The organism is Candidatus Neomarinimicrobiota bacterium, assembly GCA_021157965.1.
In the GTDB taxonomy this organism is placed as follows: domain Bacteria; phylum Fidelibacterota; class Fidelibacteria; order Fidelibacterales; family Fidelibacteraceae; genus Fidelibacter.
The window spans coordinates 64211-81057 of record JAGGVO010000042.1 but is presented as its reverse complement, the minus strand read 5'-3'; the positions used below and the strand labels follow the sequence as shown (position 1 = coordinate 81057).

Here is a 16847-nt window from a genome sequence, read left to right as displayed (position 1 = left end):
GATGATGTGAAATGTTAAACCACCTGAAATACATGGCAAAACATTCCGGCATTTATATGATCGGAAATGTTTCATCCAAATTGATTGGACTCATTTTACTCCCCCTGTATACATCCATGATCAGAATATCCGATTATGGGTTTTATTCTCTTTTTGATGTCTCCATTCAGTTTTGCCAGGGGTTTTTACATCTGGGGCTCCCCAATGCTCTTTTCAGGTGGATGAACCTGGAAGAGGGTGAACAGGATAAAAAAGCTGTTTTTTTTACGGCATATACGTTTACTGCTTTGATTGTTATTCTGGTTACGTTACCGCTTTATTTTTTTTCCGGATATCTTGCCCGGGGGATTTTCAGTAACCCGGCTATGGGCATCTATTTTAAATTCAGCGCCGCCATCATTACCCTTTCCGTGCTGAATATGATTCCACTTTTTACCCTGCGGATTCGGGAGAAGTCTGTCTACTATGTTATTGTGGCAGTGCTGAAATTTGCAGTTCAGCTTCTTGTGACGGTCCTGATGATTGTACGATATGAAAAAGGAATCTTAGGCATATTTTGGGGACAATTGATGGGGGAGGCGCTTACTTTTTTTCTTATGCTCCCCTTTGTATGGTCACAAATGTCTTTCCGTTTTTTGCCCGTGACACTCAAAGAAATGATCCGTTTTGGCTTTCCTCTTTCTTTTTCGGGCTTAGCAAGCCGGGTATTAAATATCGGCGACCGGTATATTCTTGGTTTTCTCACAACACTCGAAATGGTGGGTGCTTATGATATCGGTTACCGGATTGCCAATGCTGTGGATATTATTTTAATCCGTTCGTTCAATAATGCCTATCAGCAAATGATATGGAAACATGTCAGAGCTGCCAATATCCGAAGAATTATAAGGAAATTTCTGAATTATTTTCTTTTTGTCTTCCTCTGGATTATCCTGGCGGTCTCGGTTTTTTCCTATGATCTTGTCAATTTGATGACAGTCACTTATGATGAATATCTGGCCGCTTCTATCATTATTCCTACCATTCTGCTGGCTCTGGTTATCCGGGGAATGGGGTTTATTTTTAAACAGACCCTTCAAATGGCATCTAAAACAGCCATGATTGCCTACATTACTCTCGGCTCGGCTGTACTGAATATCGGTCTGAATTTTCTGATGATTCCCCGGTGGGGAATGCAGGGAGCCGCCCTGGCCACGCTTCTCTCGTTTCTCTTTTCTTCAGGTATCAGTGCCTGGCTCAGTGAAAAATATTTTGAAACCCATTACGAATGGCTGAATATGGGGAAATTGTTTCTGTCTGCAGCCCTGATTTATATTTCCATACAATGTTTACCCGCCCTCTCTCTTTTATCGGCTATCCTGGCAAAACTGATCCTTCTTTCCCTCTTTCCGCTGCTTCTTTATCTCTTCCGTTTTTACGAATTCCGGGAAATTGATACTCTGAAAAAAATGCTGAGAAATAAATCACGAAAAAAGATGTAAATATGTAACATGTCGAAACCTTCTGTCCGGAGAGGGTTTCTGCTGCTCTTTTACATGGAAGACATGTATATTCACGAGATGAAATGTATTATAAAAAACTTCATATTCCGGCTTGGACTTGTCCTGACCGTTTTGGTTTTTACGGCCTGTGAGTATGAGGCTCCGGATCTTGAAACCATCTCATCGCTGGGACCTCATCCCGGTTCCCGGATTCTTGGGAACGGGACTTTCTGTTTTTCCGCTTCGGGATTCCCGCGAAACAGTGAAGAATCGCCGGGCATTCAAACCCTTTATGTAAATGATTATACCCGGAATTTTGTGAAATCGATTCGTTTGGAATTGAAAGGGATCCGTGAGCCGGAATGGATTGCCTCCACCAGTGACCCCTATTTTGCCGAAGCAACCCAATGGGAAGCCGGTCCGCTGAATGCCGTAACCCGCCTGTATGCCCTGCCGGATCCGGCCATGAAAGTGATTGTCTGGGAAGGGTGTGTTGTCAATACTGATCGGCGGAAAATCTCATTTCAGATCGAACCGGTCTTTGAATTTGCCCGTCCCAGTGCCGCTGATTACGGTGAAAAACAGGTCCAGTATCTGGTGGATGAACTGATTCTGACAGTGGGATTTACCGATGCCCGGAAGACAGATGTGGCTGACGGCCGGCTCAGTCGGTCCGTGACCTTAGCCGCTTCGGAAGATTATCAGTTTACCCTCCTGATTGTGATATCCGAAAACCAGCTCCAAGGGCAACAGATCTGGAATACCCTGGCTGTGAAAGATTTACGTCGTTTTGCCCGGACAGGGTGGGATGCCTGGCTTGCGGAAGGATATGAACCCTCTTTCCTGTCCCGGGAGGATTCTCTTCGTTTCCGGACGAATCTGATTTCTGTAAAAGCCCTGAATCTCAATGGGGCAGTACCGGCTGATATTACCGGCCAGTTTGTGACAAACGGCCTGCCCCAGCTTTACCCGCGGGATGCTTTTATGACGGCCCGCATGTTTCTGGAAACGGAACATCTGCATGAAGTGAAACAAATTCTGGATTTTTGGGCCAATGTCCCATTTAAATCGACAGGTGAATGGTATGCCCGCTATGATGCCTTCGGACGTGCCGCGGAAGGAGGAAGCGGCGCACGTTATGATGTGCCGGAGTGGGATAGCAACGGATACTATACATCCCTCGTCTATGAAGCCTTTTTGCGATATCGGACCTGGATCGGGGATTTTAAACTGATACAAAACCTTCTGACTTTTATCGAACTTCGATTGGGTGCTGATAACCTGGTTCATGAGGGGGGAATTGTGGAATGGCCGGGAAAACTCCCCTCCACCAATATGTCCCTGGCGGCTGCATTTAAACAGGCTGCTTTCATGGCAAAATGGCGGAACCGGAAACAACTGGCACGCCGGTGGTCAGCCGTGGCAGAACGAATGGATGAAGGACTTGCTTCACTTTTTGACCCCACAGATAAAACTTACAAAGATATAAGGGATCATACTTTTTCCTGGAATACATCCGCTCTGTTTGGCTGGATTTGGGGTTATGAAGATCACCTGCGGCTCCAGCTTAGCTCGGAATATTGGTGGCACCAATGCCGGAAGAACGGTAACGGGATTCAGTATTTCGACGGGGAGGGATACGGAGACGACCTGTTCGGCTTTACTACCGGCGCCCTCGCTCAATATTATGCTGCCCAACATCGCAAAGAACGATATCTGTTGCTTAAGAACTGGCTTGATCGGAACAGCAATGTGTACGGACTCATACCGGAACGGATTCACTATCCTGCGGATGATGATAAAATCAGTGAAGCCTCACCCCTGACCTGGTGCTCTGCAGAATATGTCATGGTTCTATTGGAAGGGGCACGGCATCTGATGATCAGTGATGATATCCGGGCTACGGAAGCACGGGCTGCTAATCTTTGTCAAGATGCGATTTCTGCCCAGATCCCCTTTCAGGATACCCTGCCCCGGCAGGAGTGTATGGACTACCTGAAAGATGCATCCTTCTGGCGGGAAAATTTCATCAGGGAAAAAGAAAAGGTAACTGCTCTTTTCGGGGCCGCATCCCTGAAAAGATACGGAATTACTCTGGCAATGGATCCTTATCCCCTGGAATTGATCAGCCCCAATGCTTTTGATATCCCTTTTCGGTTGGTCATGAAAGAACCTGCACCGCGCGTCCGTGTCCGGAACCGCTATACCACGCGGAATTGGCGTATCAAGACCCCCCGCGTGAAAGAAGGTGGAATCCATACCGTCCGGGTAATCCCTTTTATTCCCATGCCCGTTACGGATCATTATGGGTATTTCCTTTTGGAATGGCTTTTCTCTTTTGAGGATATGACGGTCCCCCTCTTTTTTCCGGTTCACTATCAAATCCTTGCCCCGTACAAAATAACTCTGAAAGATACGCTGGTTGTGGATAATCCTGTCTTTCAGCTTTTCAACCGGTCTAAAGCCCCGGTGGAAATACTTTGGATGAAAGACACCCTGACGCAAACCCGGATTTTTCCCCCGGATTATCATGATGAATTTGTTATTTCTCTTTCGGATTCAGGTGCTCTTCAGGATAGTCTGGATTTGATCATTCTCTTTGGGAATGATGAACATATTGAACATTTCAACTGGATCCCCGGCCGTGAAATGGACCTGAGTGGAAACTGGGAATTCAGTCCGGCCCAACAGGTGAATCAGTGTTTTAAACTCCGTGCTGATGATTCCTTATGGTTCCCGATTCAGGTGCCGGCGAATTGGGAAGATGCGGGATATCCCGATTTAGATGGCACATGTTGGTACCGGCGGACCTTCTCATTACCGGACAGCCTCCATAATAAGCGCATCTGGCTCGATATGGGTGCTGTGGATGACGAGGATGAAACATATATCAATTGTGATGTAGTTGGGTCTACCGCCGGTTGGAACCTGCCGCGTCGGTATCAGATATCGCCCGGCAAATCCCGCATATTGTGGAATATGAATAATACCCTTCTGGTGAAAGTGACGGATTATGGAAACGGCGGTGGAATTCATAAGGGACCGGTCCGTCTTGTAATCGAACAATAGTACGCCAACGCCTGTTGTTTCTGTTATGCAAATGCCGTAACATATTTAAATACATGCCTTACTCATCTAAAAAGCATTCATTGAAACGGATTATACCCGGTTTTCTGGGGATTCTGTTTTTTGCAGGAGTTCTTTCCGGACAAGCAGAAAATGATTTCCCCCGTATCGGCCTGGTTTTAAGTGGTGGCGGTGCAAAAGGCATTGCACATGCCGGAGTGATTAAGGCGCTGGAAGAGTACCAAATTCCTATTCATTGTATCAGTGGTGTCAGCGCCGGGGCGCTGATAGGCGGACTCTATGCCTCGGGATGGCAGATTGATCAACTCTATGACTTTGCCTGTTCCGGCATTGGTTGGGACCTTTTGGCCGGGATTCAGGACCGCCGGGATATCCCCATCGAAAACAGGATTGATGCCCTGCCTGAACAAGTGAATATTTTTCTTGATGAATCAGGAAGCAGCCTTCTGCCCATGGGACTTCTTTCCAACAGGGCGATCAAACAGTATCTTCAGATTCAGTTGCTTCCGGGACAGGTTTATTCCGGCGGCAATTTTGATTCCCTGGCTATTCCCCTCAGAGTGGTGGCTTCCGATATGGTCTATCAGAAAGCCACATCCTTTTCACATGGAAACCTGGCGGAAATTATCCGTGCATCCATGGCTTATCCTATTGTGTTTGAACCGGTATTTCTTGATTCCACTTTTTACATGGATGGCGGCTTTTATAATAATTTACCTATTCAGGAAGCCCGGGATATGGGTGCCGATTTCATTATCGCCGTGAACACCAGCGATATCCCGCCAAAGAAAAATGAAATTGTGGATGTGGGCGATGTTTTTACGTATCTGAACAATGTCTTTGCTGCCCGCAGTGATTCCGGTGCCGTAAGCGGCTACGATTATTTTATTCAAATCAACAATCCGGACGTAATGCTCTTTGATTTCCTGAAAGGTGAGGAAATCTTCCAAAGGGGATATGAGGTCGGACTTAAGGCCGCCCGAAAAATCCGAGGAATTCTTGATAATCAGTGGGATACGGCTGCCTTTCACCAAAAGCAGGAAACTATCCGGACCTGGTTGGACAACAGAACCGGATACCGGGTAGATATTCGGGGGAATGAACGGTTTACCTGTAAACAGATTCAGAATCTGATGGCTTATCAACCGGGAATTCCATATTCAGTAGATGTGCTGAAAAATGATATGGACCGGCTTTATGGCAGTGGATATTTTAATTCTGTCGATGTTGAAGCAAGTGAAATTGCCGGATCGGATTCCCTTCTGTTTGTTCTTTCGGTGAATGAAAATATGTGCCACAGCGTTCAGGGCGGGTTCTATTTTGACAGCAATGCCGGCATGAATGTGTATATGGCCGAGTTGAACAGACAGCTTTTTAATACATCACTTTTTCTGAAGAATTACCTCTTTGCAGGGAATTATCATATAGGAGGACGCTCCAGGCTCACAGGCATCCAATCCCTCAAATTCCCTTTCATCAACCTGCGGTTTACCCGTGCTTTTCAAATTTCCGCCCATCGCTATCAGTATGATACCAACCTTTTTGACTCCCGTTTTATCCGCAAAAATGTGGTCACCGCGAGCATGACGGCGTCTGCGTCCCTGGGGTGGGACAGGCTGATTCAACTTGAATTCGGCGGTATTTATGGAGAATATTTACCCTCCCAGGCATCCATTCAGGATTATATACGGCGATTGAATACAGATAAGCCGTATATTTATGCCATGTTCCGATATATTGAAGACATGCGTACGCGGCTTATGCCTATGGAAACGGGATACTCCGTTGATATAACCTTTACGGGAGGAAGATCATTTGTGGAAGAATTCCATCCGGTGCTGCAATTGCATGAATATGCCGCCTATTTTTTAAAAGGGGAATCGGAGATTCGAATCGGAATCCCCCTGAACCGCCGAATGGGTTTATTGACACATGCGCGATATGGCCATATTTTCGGGTATCCGCCCATTCTGGAAAATATCCGGCCGGAACATGCGGAACATCTTAGGTATTTTATTGGTGAGGATTTGCTGACTACGGATTATATCGGGGGTTCGCTGGGGACTGTTTACCATACCTGGGTTGATAATTTGTGGTTTGAGCCGCAGCTTTTTGTCCGTTACAGTAAATACCGTTTGTGGACTGATGTGGAAACTTTCGACAGAACCCTGGATTACGGTGTGGAGATATCTCTGATATATAACACAATTCTTGGACCTGTCACGTATGGATTTGTTTTTCATAAAGAGGATAATTTTGGTTTAAATTCATGGGCCAGAATAGGCATGGAATTTTGAAACGCCGTAAGGAGGATTAAGCGATGAGTAGATCTGTTTTTTCTCAACGAACCGTCATTGCCGTGGTTTTAATAGTATTAGCCGGAATGATTTTTTTCAATAACATTCTGGACTGGCATCTTTTTTCATCCCTGAGCCAATGGTGGCCTTTGTTACTTATTCTCTTTGGGCTGTCCCATCTGGTTTCCACCCATGGTAATAAATCCATGGGGACCGTTATCTTAATTTTGGGAGTGGTATTTCAATTAAATGCCATAGACCGTTTGCATTTCAATTTTTTTGATCTTTTCTGGCCCGCCATATTGCTGGTTATTGGAGTGAGTCTGCTGAAGAAAAATCCTGCCGGAAAAGAAGTGACTGTCAAGGGTTCAAAACAGGAAACAGATGTTCTGGATCTTTTTGCCATATTCAGCGGATCAAAACACAGTTTTGTATCCACCCATTTCAAAGGGGGTAACTGCATGGTCCTTTTCGGTGGGATGGCGGTGGATCTGAAAGAGGTGAAAACGGAGCAAAAAGAGATTGTCATCAATATCACGGCCCTTTTCGGGGGGATAGATATCGCCGTTCCCAAGGGATGGAAGGTTATCACCCGGGGGACACCTTTGTTCGGGGGATTTGATGACGAACGAAAAGAAATTACGCCTGAAACAGATGCGCCGGTTTTAGAAATCCGTTATTTCGTTATGTTTGGCGGGGCATCGGTCGTGGATGAATTAAAATAAGACGAATCAAGACTTGAGGGAATTCACCATGAAACAGTCTTTATTGTGGTTTTGTGTATTGTTTTTTCTGTGTATTCACCCTGGATATCTTCCGGCTCAGGCCATTGATTCCACGGACTTTACCTTAGATTCGCCGATGCTTGGGAAACCAATCGGGGAATCAACCGAAGATCAGAAACCCTATTGGGTTCGTGAAATGAAAATTGAGGATCCGGAACAGTGTTATTTCGGAATCGGCATGAGTGAGAAATCCCGGGAGGATGCAGACGATAAAGCGCGGATTGAATTTGCAAAAATGCTGGAAGTCCAGGTGGATGCCCAGGTACAGCATCAAATCAGCGAAAAAGGGCGAAAGGTATCCGAAGCCTTTCAGATGAAAAATACCGTCATGTCCAAAATGATTCTCCGGGGCATTTATGTATCTGAACGGTGGACTGATCCGGAAACGGGGAAATATTACAGTCTGATCCGGGTAAACAAGGGTGATTATAATAAACTGATAGAGGAAGAGGTTGCTCTGGAAGCGGCACGTCAGATTGCTTTGAACCGGTATGAAGAGAAAAAGCGGGAAGAAACTATCCGTCATCAGGAGTCCATGGTAAAGCTGGATTCAGCCCAGACGGCTGTCAAGTTGACAGAAAAGAAACACAAGGATGAAAAAAGGGAAGCACGGAAGAAAAGACAAAAAGAGCACATGGAACATATTGCCCGGGTGTATGGGAAGTATAACACTTTTCAGCCACACTCCAGTCTGGCTGACATGAAAAATGCAGAAATCGATCCGGGACGTCATAGCCTGTCTGTGAAGGGGGCTTTAAACCGGCCGGGTTTTGTCAGCGCATCCTACAGCGTCAGTATGTTCAGGTTCCTCAATGTTTCCCTGACCATGGGGATGCACAGGAACCGTCTGGATCGCCAGGATGCCACCGTAAAGTTTAAAATACTGGATGGGATTGGGAAGATTTATCGCATGTCAGCAGCAATTTCTTTTTCCCAGTATTTGTCCACTTTGCCCCGGATTCAGGACTTTAACGGGTTGAAAGATAACTCTTTTCACCATGAATTTACTTTCGGCGGGATGGTAAATGTATCTATACCCAACCTCTATTCCACAGCTTGTCTTCAGGCAGATAAACGCCGGGTATCCCTTGGGTGGATTATTCACCCCCTCTATGTGCATCTGGAAGAACATCTGGGTGTCTTTGTACAGGTTGACTATTTTCCCCAACCCTTCTTCAGAAATCCCTATGGGGATAAATGGCAACTTCAGCCCGGTGTTCAGTTTATGGTTATTCCGGAAAGACTGTATACAACCCTTGCGTATGAGGATAATCACCTTTTTAATCTAAATCTGGACATCCACTTTTGAATTCGATAAGATTACCGTGACCGGGGAAAAATTATGATATCAGACAACAAAAAAAATTCGGACTTTTTTCAACGGATAAAAGAGAGAATCTATACCTTTATCCGGTCCAAGGAAAATGAATCCGAAACTTTGAGAAATATTATCTACAAGGTGGATTGGGTATCCACGATCACTTTTAAAAAATTTACAAATGATCTCTGTTTTGAACAGGCTGCCAGTCTTGCTTTCATCACGGTGATCTCACTGATTCCCTTGTCGGTTCTGTTTTTCAGTATTGCCGGTGCTTTAGGTGTGGGACAGGAAATTATCAATTATGTTCAGGATCGGGTTTTCCCCTTTGTGGCGCCGGAATTTCAGCAGGAATTGAGTAGCTGGCTGAATACTTATATTTCTCCTACGGCATTCCGGGGTATTAAAAGCGGAATTGTCAATCTGATTGCCATTTTCAGTTTATTGCTGGCTGCAATGGCTGTGTTTGTCATGGCAGAACGGGTTTTCAACCATATATGGAAGGTCCAGGAAAAGCGAAGTTATATTCAGAAAATTGTGGCTTTCTGGGTTGTTCTGACGACCAGTCCCTTTTTAATCCTGATGTCCATCTGGCTCATGAATTATATCAATCCTCCCGGAGGTATGATTGATCAGCTGATCCAATCCTCCTGGTTTTTCAGGTTGATGTATAACAATTTGGTTCCTCTGGGGATTAGTTTTACAGCTTTTACCCTGGCGTATATCATTGTCCCTTCCACCGCTGTAAAATTCAAATATGCAGCCTGGGGCGGATTGATTACCGCAATGCTTTGGGAACTGTCCAAAAAGACCTTTTATCTGTATGTTGCCCAGGTTGGCCATGTCACCAATTTTTATAAATCCCTGGCGACAATTCCCCTTTTTCTTATGTGGGTGTATCTAACATGGGTGTTGGTTTTGTGGGGAGCTGAACTATCCCATACCTTTCAAAACATACAAATCTTACGACGGATCTATGAGAATCAGGGCAGGGAACGTTTTTATTCCAAGCATTATCTGGCAGCCATGCTTCTTGTTTTTATCGGAAAAGCCTTTCGCCAGGGTAATCCGGTTCCAACCCTGGAAGACATCGGACAGAAGACGGGTATCCGGATTGAAGCCCTGGATGAAGTGGCCCGGATTCTGGTTCAAAAGAATTTCATTTTTCCTGATACATCCCAAAACGGATCTTACTTTCTGGGTAAGGATCCCCGGCATATCTACCTGTCAGATGTGGTCCGGTGTGTCCATGTCCACGAATATCCTGCCGAAGCCCGGATATTCCCCGGAAGCGGATTGCGGAGATCGCCTGAAAAAGATCCTGTGATGTTGAAGCTGAAAGATGTTTTTGTCCGTGCTTATGGCGCCATGACATCAGGCTTTGCCGCCATCACACTCGACAGCATCCTGAGCAGTGGCGAATCGCTTCCGGAACCGGATATTCCGGAAGAACCTAAACAAATTGGTGTCAATGAATAATGTAACAAGATGTCCCCGACCCCGGAAGTATTCCCAGATGATTACTTATCATGATAGGGAGTGGGGGGTATCTCTCCATGAAGATCAGAGATTGTTTGAATTTTTGGTACCGGATGATTTTCAGGCCGACCTCAGCTGGTCCACCGAATTCAGAAAAAGGAAGCTTTCCCTCTTGTTTTTAACGGATTGGATCCTGAAAAGATTGCCCGTTGACTCCTGGATATCCGGGAACAAAAGGGATCTTTCTGCGGTTATATATGGATGTTTACAGAAGGAAAAATCATCCACAATCATTGACTGGAGGAATCCCATATACCTGTGACATCACGGGAATCAGATGCCATGAGCAAAGATTTGAAACATCACGGTTTCAGTTTTGTGGGATTCACGACATGCTATGCCTTTATGCAGGCTGCCGGTCTGATTAACGATCATGTGATCTCCTGCTTCAGGCATGAAAACTGTTAAACCCCTGAGAATACCATGAAAAAGATTATATTGTTATTGATGTTGTCAGCCGCCGTCCTTTCGGCCGGACAGCCAAAATCCATGGCGGATATTCATCGTTTTACGGCATTGGATGTGCATGTGACAGATTTTGGAACGGGTATTGGAGCTTATCGGCAGTTTTCACCCATCGGACGGTTTCATCTTGGAATTAATGCTCTATGTACCATGGTGTCCGGGGGCGAGGAGTATACGTGGTATGATATTTACGGCTATGCTCATGTGGAAAATGAAGTTAGCCTGAATATTGTCAATGTGGGCTTAAACGGGAAATATCACATTTTCAAAGGGAAAATCGCCAACAGTTTTTCTCCCTTTTTGAGTGCCAAAATGGGATATGCCCTGGCATTGGATACACCGGAAGGCGAAAGATTTATGGAAAAAATCAAGCATATCGACAGGGTACACGGTTTCAATACCGGTTTTTTTGGAGGTGTGGATTTTGCCGTTGACCGGAAATATGGTTTTTCCGTTGCTATTGGTACCCAGTGGAATGTTTTTGAAAAATCTGTAGACGGACATAAATATTGGAATGGTACAACGATAGTGATTCAGTATGGAAAAATCATCCCCTGATAACGTGAATTATATCAGCAAACCCCGCCTCGGAATTGGCTATTTAATAACAGAATTGCTCTTTTTGGCGGTTTTTATCCTGGTTCCTCAACTTCAGTGCCGAACCGGATGTTTTGTCTGGACACCCTGGCGGATTTTTCTGTTTGGTGTGGTTTATCTTGCCCTTATCTGGCATCTGGTGGATTCCTTCCGGGTGAAATATATCATAACACCGGCTATGCTTGATATCAGGGCACCCTGGTATAAAAAACGGTTGCTGCTGGATGAGATTCAGGAAGTTCACCTGATACGGGGATTTTCTTTTAAAGTGCTTATTGGATGGGCCAGCCGGAATGCTCTGAACCGCTACCATGGACTTGTTATGGTTGTATGCCGACGGGGGGAAAGATATCTCTTGTCTCCCAAAAATCCTGAAAAGTTTCTGCCAGCCTTAGAGAATGCCATGGCAGAATACCGGGGGCAACCTCATGGCCAATGAGCACTATGTATATGTACCGGATTGGTCCCCTGAGATGAGCACTGTGGATATTCAGAATGAAGAACATCACCATCTGTCCCGGGTTCTGCGCTTAATGCCAGGCAAACAAATCTACATACTTAATGGTAAGGGCTTCGGGGCGAAGGCACATATCACAGATATTTCCAAGATCAGAACCCGCTGTCAGATCATTCAACAGCTGGATTCTTCAGGCTCACCCGGTATCAGGGTTCATTTGGCTGTAGGTATTATCCGGCGATCCCGGTGGGAATGGTTATTGGAAAAAGCCGTTGAACTGGGGGTCCGGCGAATCATTCCCCTGAAAAGCCGATATACAATCCGGGAGACATATCGGCCGAAGCGGGATAAAAAAATTATGATAGCAGCTTTAAAGCAATGTGGCCGGTATACCTTGCCTGATTTGGAAAATGAGATGGATTTTGCCGAGGCAATAAAGCAAAAACGGGGAGAAGGTATTATTCTTCATCAGGAAGAAGGCATCCCCTACTTACGTGATGTCGCCGTTGTAAAAGATGAAATAACTCTGTTTGTCGGTCCTGAAGGAGGATTCTCCGATGAAGAAATCACCTATGCCGAACAAAAGGGTCTTTATAAAGCACACATGGGGCCTGTCCGGCTTCGGTCTGAAACGGCAGCAATTAACGCAATTGCCTATTTTGCATATTGGAATTAGGAGGTTTTTCAATGGCAGATTGTCTGTTTTGTAAAATTATCAAGGGAGACATTCCCTCTACAAAGGTGTATGAAGATGAGGACGTGTTAGCCTTCAGGGATATCAATCCCCAGGCACCCGAACATATTCTCATCATCCCCAAAGTGCATATCGACCGGGTGGAAAACCTGAGTGACGATCAGGGCGACGTGGCGGGAAAACTCGTGATTGCCGCTAAAAAAATTGCCCGACAACTGGGGATATCAAACGGTTACAGGCTTGTTTTCAATAACGGTCCCCTGGCCGGTCAGGAAGTGGAACACATTCATTTGCATCTGCTGGCAGGCCGGAAATTTTCCTGGCCTCCAGGGTAGGCACCTGCAGGAATGGCATACAAATAATATATAAAAAATAATATTAACTTGACTTTTCAGAGCCGGAGGATTATCTTGTCCCCGGGGGATTCCAGACATAGGGATAACAATATATTAACTCTTTTCTTCAATCCCGGCTTAACAAAACCCTGAATATCACTTGTGTTTAGGTCCTTTATGTCCAAAATTCATTTGGTTTGGAAATTCAGATGAAATAACTTTTGAAACGTATGTATATATCGAAACTCGAAATTTTTGGCTTCAAATCCTTTGCTCATAAAACGCAATTGAATTTTGGTGAAGGCGTTACATCAATAGTCGGTCCAAATGGATGCGGAAAAACCAATGTTGTTGATGCGATTCGCTGGGTTTTGGGGGAACAAAAATCAAGTCTGCTGCGCTCAGATGTGATGACGGATGTCATCTTTAATGGTTCAAAACACCGTAAACCCCTGAATTACAGTGAAGTCTCCCTGACTATACATAACAATCGGGGTGTGCTGGGTGTTGCCTATAATGAGGTGATTATTACCCGTCGCCTTTACCGGGACGGTACCAGTGAATATCTGCTGAACAACACACCTGTTCGTTTGAAAGATATTCACGACCTTTTTGTCGATACGGGTATGGGTTTTGATGCTTATTCCGTCATTGAATTGAAAATGGTGGAAGAAATTCTCAGTGAGAATAAGGATAGCCGGAAACATTTGTTTGAAGAAGCGGCGGGAATTAACAAGTACAAGAGTCAGCGGAAGAGTGCCTATCGCAAACTGGATGCCACCCGGGAAGATTTGGAACGTCTGGATGATGTTCTGTACGAAATTAAAAAGAATGTCAGCGGACTCAAACGTCAGTTAAACCGGTATCAGAAATATCAGGAATATGCAGATGAATTAAGGGATCTTGAAATCCGGCTCGGTCAGAAGAACTGGTTTACCTTGCAAGATCAGATCACACCGCTTCAAAATCAGCTGGAACGAAATCAGGTCCGTCAGAATGAAACCAGCCGGCAACTGGGTATTGAAGAATCCATGCTCAGCACCTACCGGAAAGAGGAGGAAGGCCTTTCAAAGAGTCTGGAAATCCATAATCAGCATCTTAATGAACTGAACCGGGTTCTGGCGGATTTGAAAACCCGTGCGATGGTTCTGGAAGAAAAAATCCACAATGCCACAATTTCTATAGGCCGCCTGAAGGAAGAACGCGAACTGGCATTGCAACGAAAGGCAGCCAATGAAAAGATTCGGGATGATTTGAAGGTTGAGCTTGATAAAAATGATCCCCGGATGGAATCCCTCAGGGCAGATTATGAAAAAGCCCGTGAAGCTTATGAAAAGATGGAAGAGATAACCCGGGAAATTACAAGCCGGGTCGATGATATGGCTGATCAGGTGCGGGAAAAACAGGCCGCTTTGAATCACATTGAACATCAACGCACCCGTCTGCTGGATCAACTGGCGCAGTTCCGGGAACTCTTGGAAAGGGATGAAAAAAGGCGGATTGAACTCGAGGAAGAAAATCAGGGCCGGATTCAAACTCTGAATGATCTGGGAAAAAGATATCAAAAAGCCGAAACCTCTGTTGATTCTGTTGGCAAGTCACTGATTGATTTGGAAAAAGATATTTCTGCACATGCCGAATCGACCCGTTTGCTCCGTGAAGAGATTATGGAAGCAAAATCCAAGCATGAGCAAGTACGGAAAGAACTGGTATTCTATCGGGAACTGGTAGAATCCATGACAGGTTTTAATCCGGGCGTCCGTTATGTTTTAAAGGAATTGAATCATCCGGGTATAAAAGGGACCGTTGCTGATTTGCTGCATGTGAAACCGGATTACGCCACGGCTATAGAAATAGCCCTGGGAAATATAGTCAAATACCTGGTTGCTGATACGAAAAATTCGGCACTGGATGTAATTGATGATTTAAAGAAAAACAAAAAAGGGCGTGTGACAGTCATACCCATGGATCTGGTACGGGAAAGACTCCGGAAACCCAGAGAATTTACCCATTGGGATGATAATGTCATCGGTCCGGCCAGGGAGTATATTACGGCTGAGCCCGGAGCAGAATTGTTGATAGACTATTTTCTCAGCGATGTCATCCTGGTCCACTCTTTACGGAAGATTCCCAGGAAAACGTTGCAAGAGCCCCGCTTTCGTTTTGTCACCCCTGATGGGGATTATCTGGAACACCGGGGACTGATCAAGGGAGGAAGAAGCGAATCGGGATATCAGAATATCATTGGCCGCCGGGAAAAAATCCACATCCTCGAAAAAGAAGAAAAAGAATTATCAGGTCAGATTCGGTCCCTGGAAGAATCCCACCGGAATTCAGAAGTAAAAGAACAGAATTTAAAATCGCAGCGGGCTGCTCTGACAGAGACTTTAAAAAAATGGGAGCGGGAACGGCTTGAAGCGGAAAAAGAACTGAGCAGGATCCGGTACGCATCGGATCACAATCAGCAACGGATACGGGAACTGAACGAAACAATTTCCAGATATAGCTACCAGATTGAAGATTCTGACGTTACACTGAAGAAACTGGAAATTGATAAGGAAAAAGCCGCTGAAGCACTGGAAAAAGCCCGGCGAATGCTGGAAGAAGTACAGAATCAGAATCAGGGTGCTTTGAAGGAAAAAGACGATCTTTTTAAGAAAGTCCAGGATCTTCGGGTCCGCCTGATTTCCGAAGAGCGTGAAAAAGACAATACACGGCTTCGGTATAACAATGCCCTGGACATCATCCGTGAGATGGAACAGCGGATTGAAGAGATTGAAGGAAATCTGCAAACAGCAGAAGAAACCCTTGTCCAAAGTGAGAAAGAGCTGCAGATTACCCGGATGGACTCGGAAAAGCAGCAAGATATTTTTCATTCCGAAGAGGAAAAAAGATTAAAAATTGCAGATCAGTTGAAGTCTAAACGAGAAGCAATTTTTAAAATTGAACAATCCATTGCTGAACAACATAAAAATCGCGAAGACACATTTCAAACTCTTCGGGATATTGAGATCAAATTATCTGAATTACAAAGCGAACAAAACCGGATTCGGGATCGGATTCTTGAACGATACAGGATAGATATTCTTAAGCAGGAATATCAGCACAGACCGGAAGATGATTTCGAAATAGAAGAAAAAATTGAACGTCTCAGGCACAGGATAGAAATGATTGGTCCTGTGAATATGGCCGTTAAAACGGAATATGAGGAAGAATCCGCACGTTTAAAATTTTTAACTGAGCAAAAAGAAGATTTGCTGGAATCAGAGAAAAGCATTCTTGAAACCATTCAGAAACTGGATACGACGGCACGGAAACAGTTCAGGGAAGTTTTTGATCAGATCCGGCAAAATTTTGGCAAGACGTATGGACTCTTTTTTCCTAACGGATCCGGTGACATCCGGCTTGTCGGGAATTCAGATCCTCTTGAAGCCGAAGTGGAAATTCTGTCCAGGCCCAAGGGGCGGGACATGAAAAGCCTTCGTTCCCTTTCAGCCGGGGAAAAGGCACTGACGGCTATTGCGCTACTTTTTGCAATTTATTTGGTCAAGCCATCCCCCTATTGTATTCTGGATGAGGTGGACGCCCCGCTGGATGATCAGAATGTTGCACGGTTCACAAAGGCTTTAAAACATTTTACGGAACGGACCCAGTTTATTATTGTTACTCATAATAAACTGACCATGGAAGCTGCCGATTATATGTATGGTATAACCATGCAGGAAGAAGGGGTTTCAAAAATCGTATCGGTTAATTTTACCGGTGAAGCAAACGGGGCTTCAGCCTGATTGG

Annotated in this window: 11 protein-coding genes and 1 pseudogene; all 12 read left to right on the top strand. The window is 45.0% G+C overall.

The window, feature by feature from the left end; genetic code table 11:
• Positions 1 to 32 precede the first annotated feature (32 nt).
• The 12 genes and pseudogenes from J7K63_06965 to smc all read left to right on the top strand — a co-directional run bounded on the left by J7K63_06965 (position 33) and on the right by smc (position 16843).
• Positions 33 to 1481: an oligosaccharide flippase family protein gene (locus J7K63_06965; protein MCD6234758.1), complete on the top strand. Its 1449-nt coding sequence runs from the start codon at positions 33 to 35 to the stop codon at positions 1479 to 1481.
• A 9-nt stretch (positions 1482 to 1490) separates the two neighbouring features.
• Positions 1491 to 4550 (top strand): hypothetical protein, encoded by a 3060-nt coding sequence (locus tag J7K63_06960; protein ID MCD6234757.1) that lies wholly within the window; start codon positions 1491 to 1493, stop codon positions 4548 to 4550.
• A gap of 80 nt (positions 4551 to 4630) precedes the next feature.
• Entirely contained in the window at positions 4631 to 6865 is a 2235-nt protein-coding gene (locus tag J7K63_06955) for a patatin-like phospholipase family protein (protein MCD6234756.1), read from the top strand.
• Between the two features lie 23 nt (positions 6866 to 6888).
• Entirely contained in the window at positions 6889 to 7590 is a 702-nt protein-coding gene (locus J7K63_06950) for a hypothetical protein (protein ID MCD6234755.1), read from the top strand.
• Between the two features lie 28 nt (positions 7591 to 7618).
• Positions 7619 to 8959 carry an LPP20 family lipoprotein gene (locus tag J7K63_06945; GenBank protein ID MCD6234754.1) on the top strand — a complete coding sequence of 447 codons (1341 nt, stop codon included), beginning with the start codon at positions 7619 to 7621 and terminating at the stop codon, positions 8957 to 8959.
• A 33-nt stretch (positions 8960 to 8992) separates the two neighbouring features.
• A complete protein-coding gene (locus tag J7K63_06940) occupies positions 8993 to 10447 on the top strand; it encodes a YihY family inner membrane protein (GenBank protein MCD6234753.1) in 1455 nt (484 codons plus the stop codon).
• 37 nt (positions 10448 to 10484) lie between these two features.
• A pseudogene (locus J7K63_06935) lies at positions 10485 to 10915 on the top strand (DNA-3-methyladenine glycosylase I).
• Positions 10916 to 10930: 15 nt separating this feature from the next.
• Entirely contained in the window at positions 10931 to 11530 is a 600-nt protein-coding gene (locus tag J7K63_06930; protein ID MCD6234752.1) for a hypothetical protein, read from the top strand.
• A complete protein-coding gene (locus J7K63_06925) occupies positions 11511 to 12008 on the top strand; it encodes a hypothetical protein (GenBank protein MCD6234751.1) in 498 nt (165 codons plus the stop codon). The genes J7K63_06930 and J7K63_06925 overlap by 20 nt, the downstream gene beginning before the upstream one ends.
• Positions 11998 to 12702: a 16S rRNA (uracil(1498)-N(3))-methyltransferase gene (locus J7K63_06920; protein MCD6234750.1), complete on the top strand. Its 705-nt coding sequence runs from the start codon at positions 11998 to 12000 to the stop codon at positions 12700 to 12702. Before J7K63_06925 ends, J7K63_06920 begins: the two co-directional genes overlap by 11 nt.
• Before the next feature lie 11 nt (positions 12703 to 12713).
• Positions 12714 to 13055: a histidine triad nucleotide-binding protein gene (locus J7K63_06915; protein ID MCD6234749.1), complete on the top strand. Its 342-nt coding sequence runs from the start codon at positions 12714 to 12716 to the stop codon at positions 13053 to 13055.
• Positions 13056 to 13276: 221 nt separating this feature from the next.
• Entirely contained in the window at positions 13277 to 16843 is a 3567-nt protein-coding gene (smc, locus tag J7K63_06910) for a chromosome segregation protein SMC (GenBank protein ID MCD6234748.1), read from the top strand.
• The last annotated feature ends 4 nt before the right edge of the window (positions 16844 to 16847 follow it).

What these genes read in the sequence shown, in the direction of transcription:
- J7K63_06965 (MCD6234758.1), top strand. Translation starts at nt 33, where the DNA reads ATGGCAAAACATTCCGGCATTTATATGATCGGAAATGTTTCATCCAAA.
- J7K63_06960 (MCD6234757.1), top strand. Translation starts at nt 1,491, where the DNA reads ATGTCGAAACCTTCTGTCCGGAGAGGGTTTCTGCTGCTCTTTTACATG.
- J7K63_06950 (MCD6234755.1), top strand. Translation starts at nt 6,889, where the DNA reads ATGAGTAGATCTGTTTTTTCTCAACGAACCGTCATTGCCGTGGTTTTA.
- J7K63_06945 (MCD6234754.1), top strand. Translation starts at nt 7,619, where the DNA reads ATGAAACAGTCTTTATTGTGGTTTTGTGTATTGTTTTTTCTGTGTATT.
- J7K63_06940 (MCD6234753.1), top strand. Translation starts at nt 8,993, where the DNA reads ATGATATCAGACAACAAAAAAAATTCGGACTTTTTTCAACGGATAAAA.
- J7K63_06930 (MCD6234752.1), top strand. Translation starts at nt 10,931, where the DNA reads ATGAAAAAGATTATATTGTTATTGATGTTGTCAGCCGCCGTCCTTTCG.
- J7K63_06925 (MCD6234751.1), top strand. Translation starts at nt 11,511, where the DNA reads ATGGAAAAATCATCCCCTGATAACGTGAATTATATCAGCAAACCCCGC.
- J7K63_06920 (MCD6234750.1), top strand. Translation starts at nt 11,998, where the DNA reads ATGGCCAATGAGCACTATGTATATGTACCGGATTGGTCCCCTGAGATG.
- J7K63_06915 (MCD6234749.1), top strand. Translation starts at nt 12,714, where the DNA reads ATGGCAGATTGTCTGTTTTGTAAAATTATCAAGGGAGACATTCCCTCT.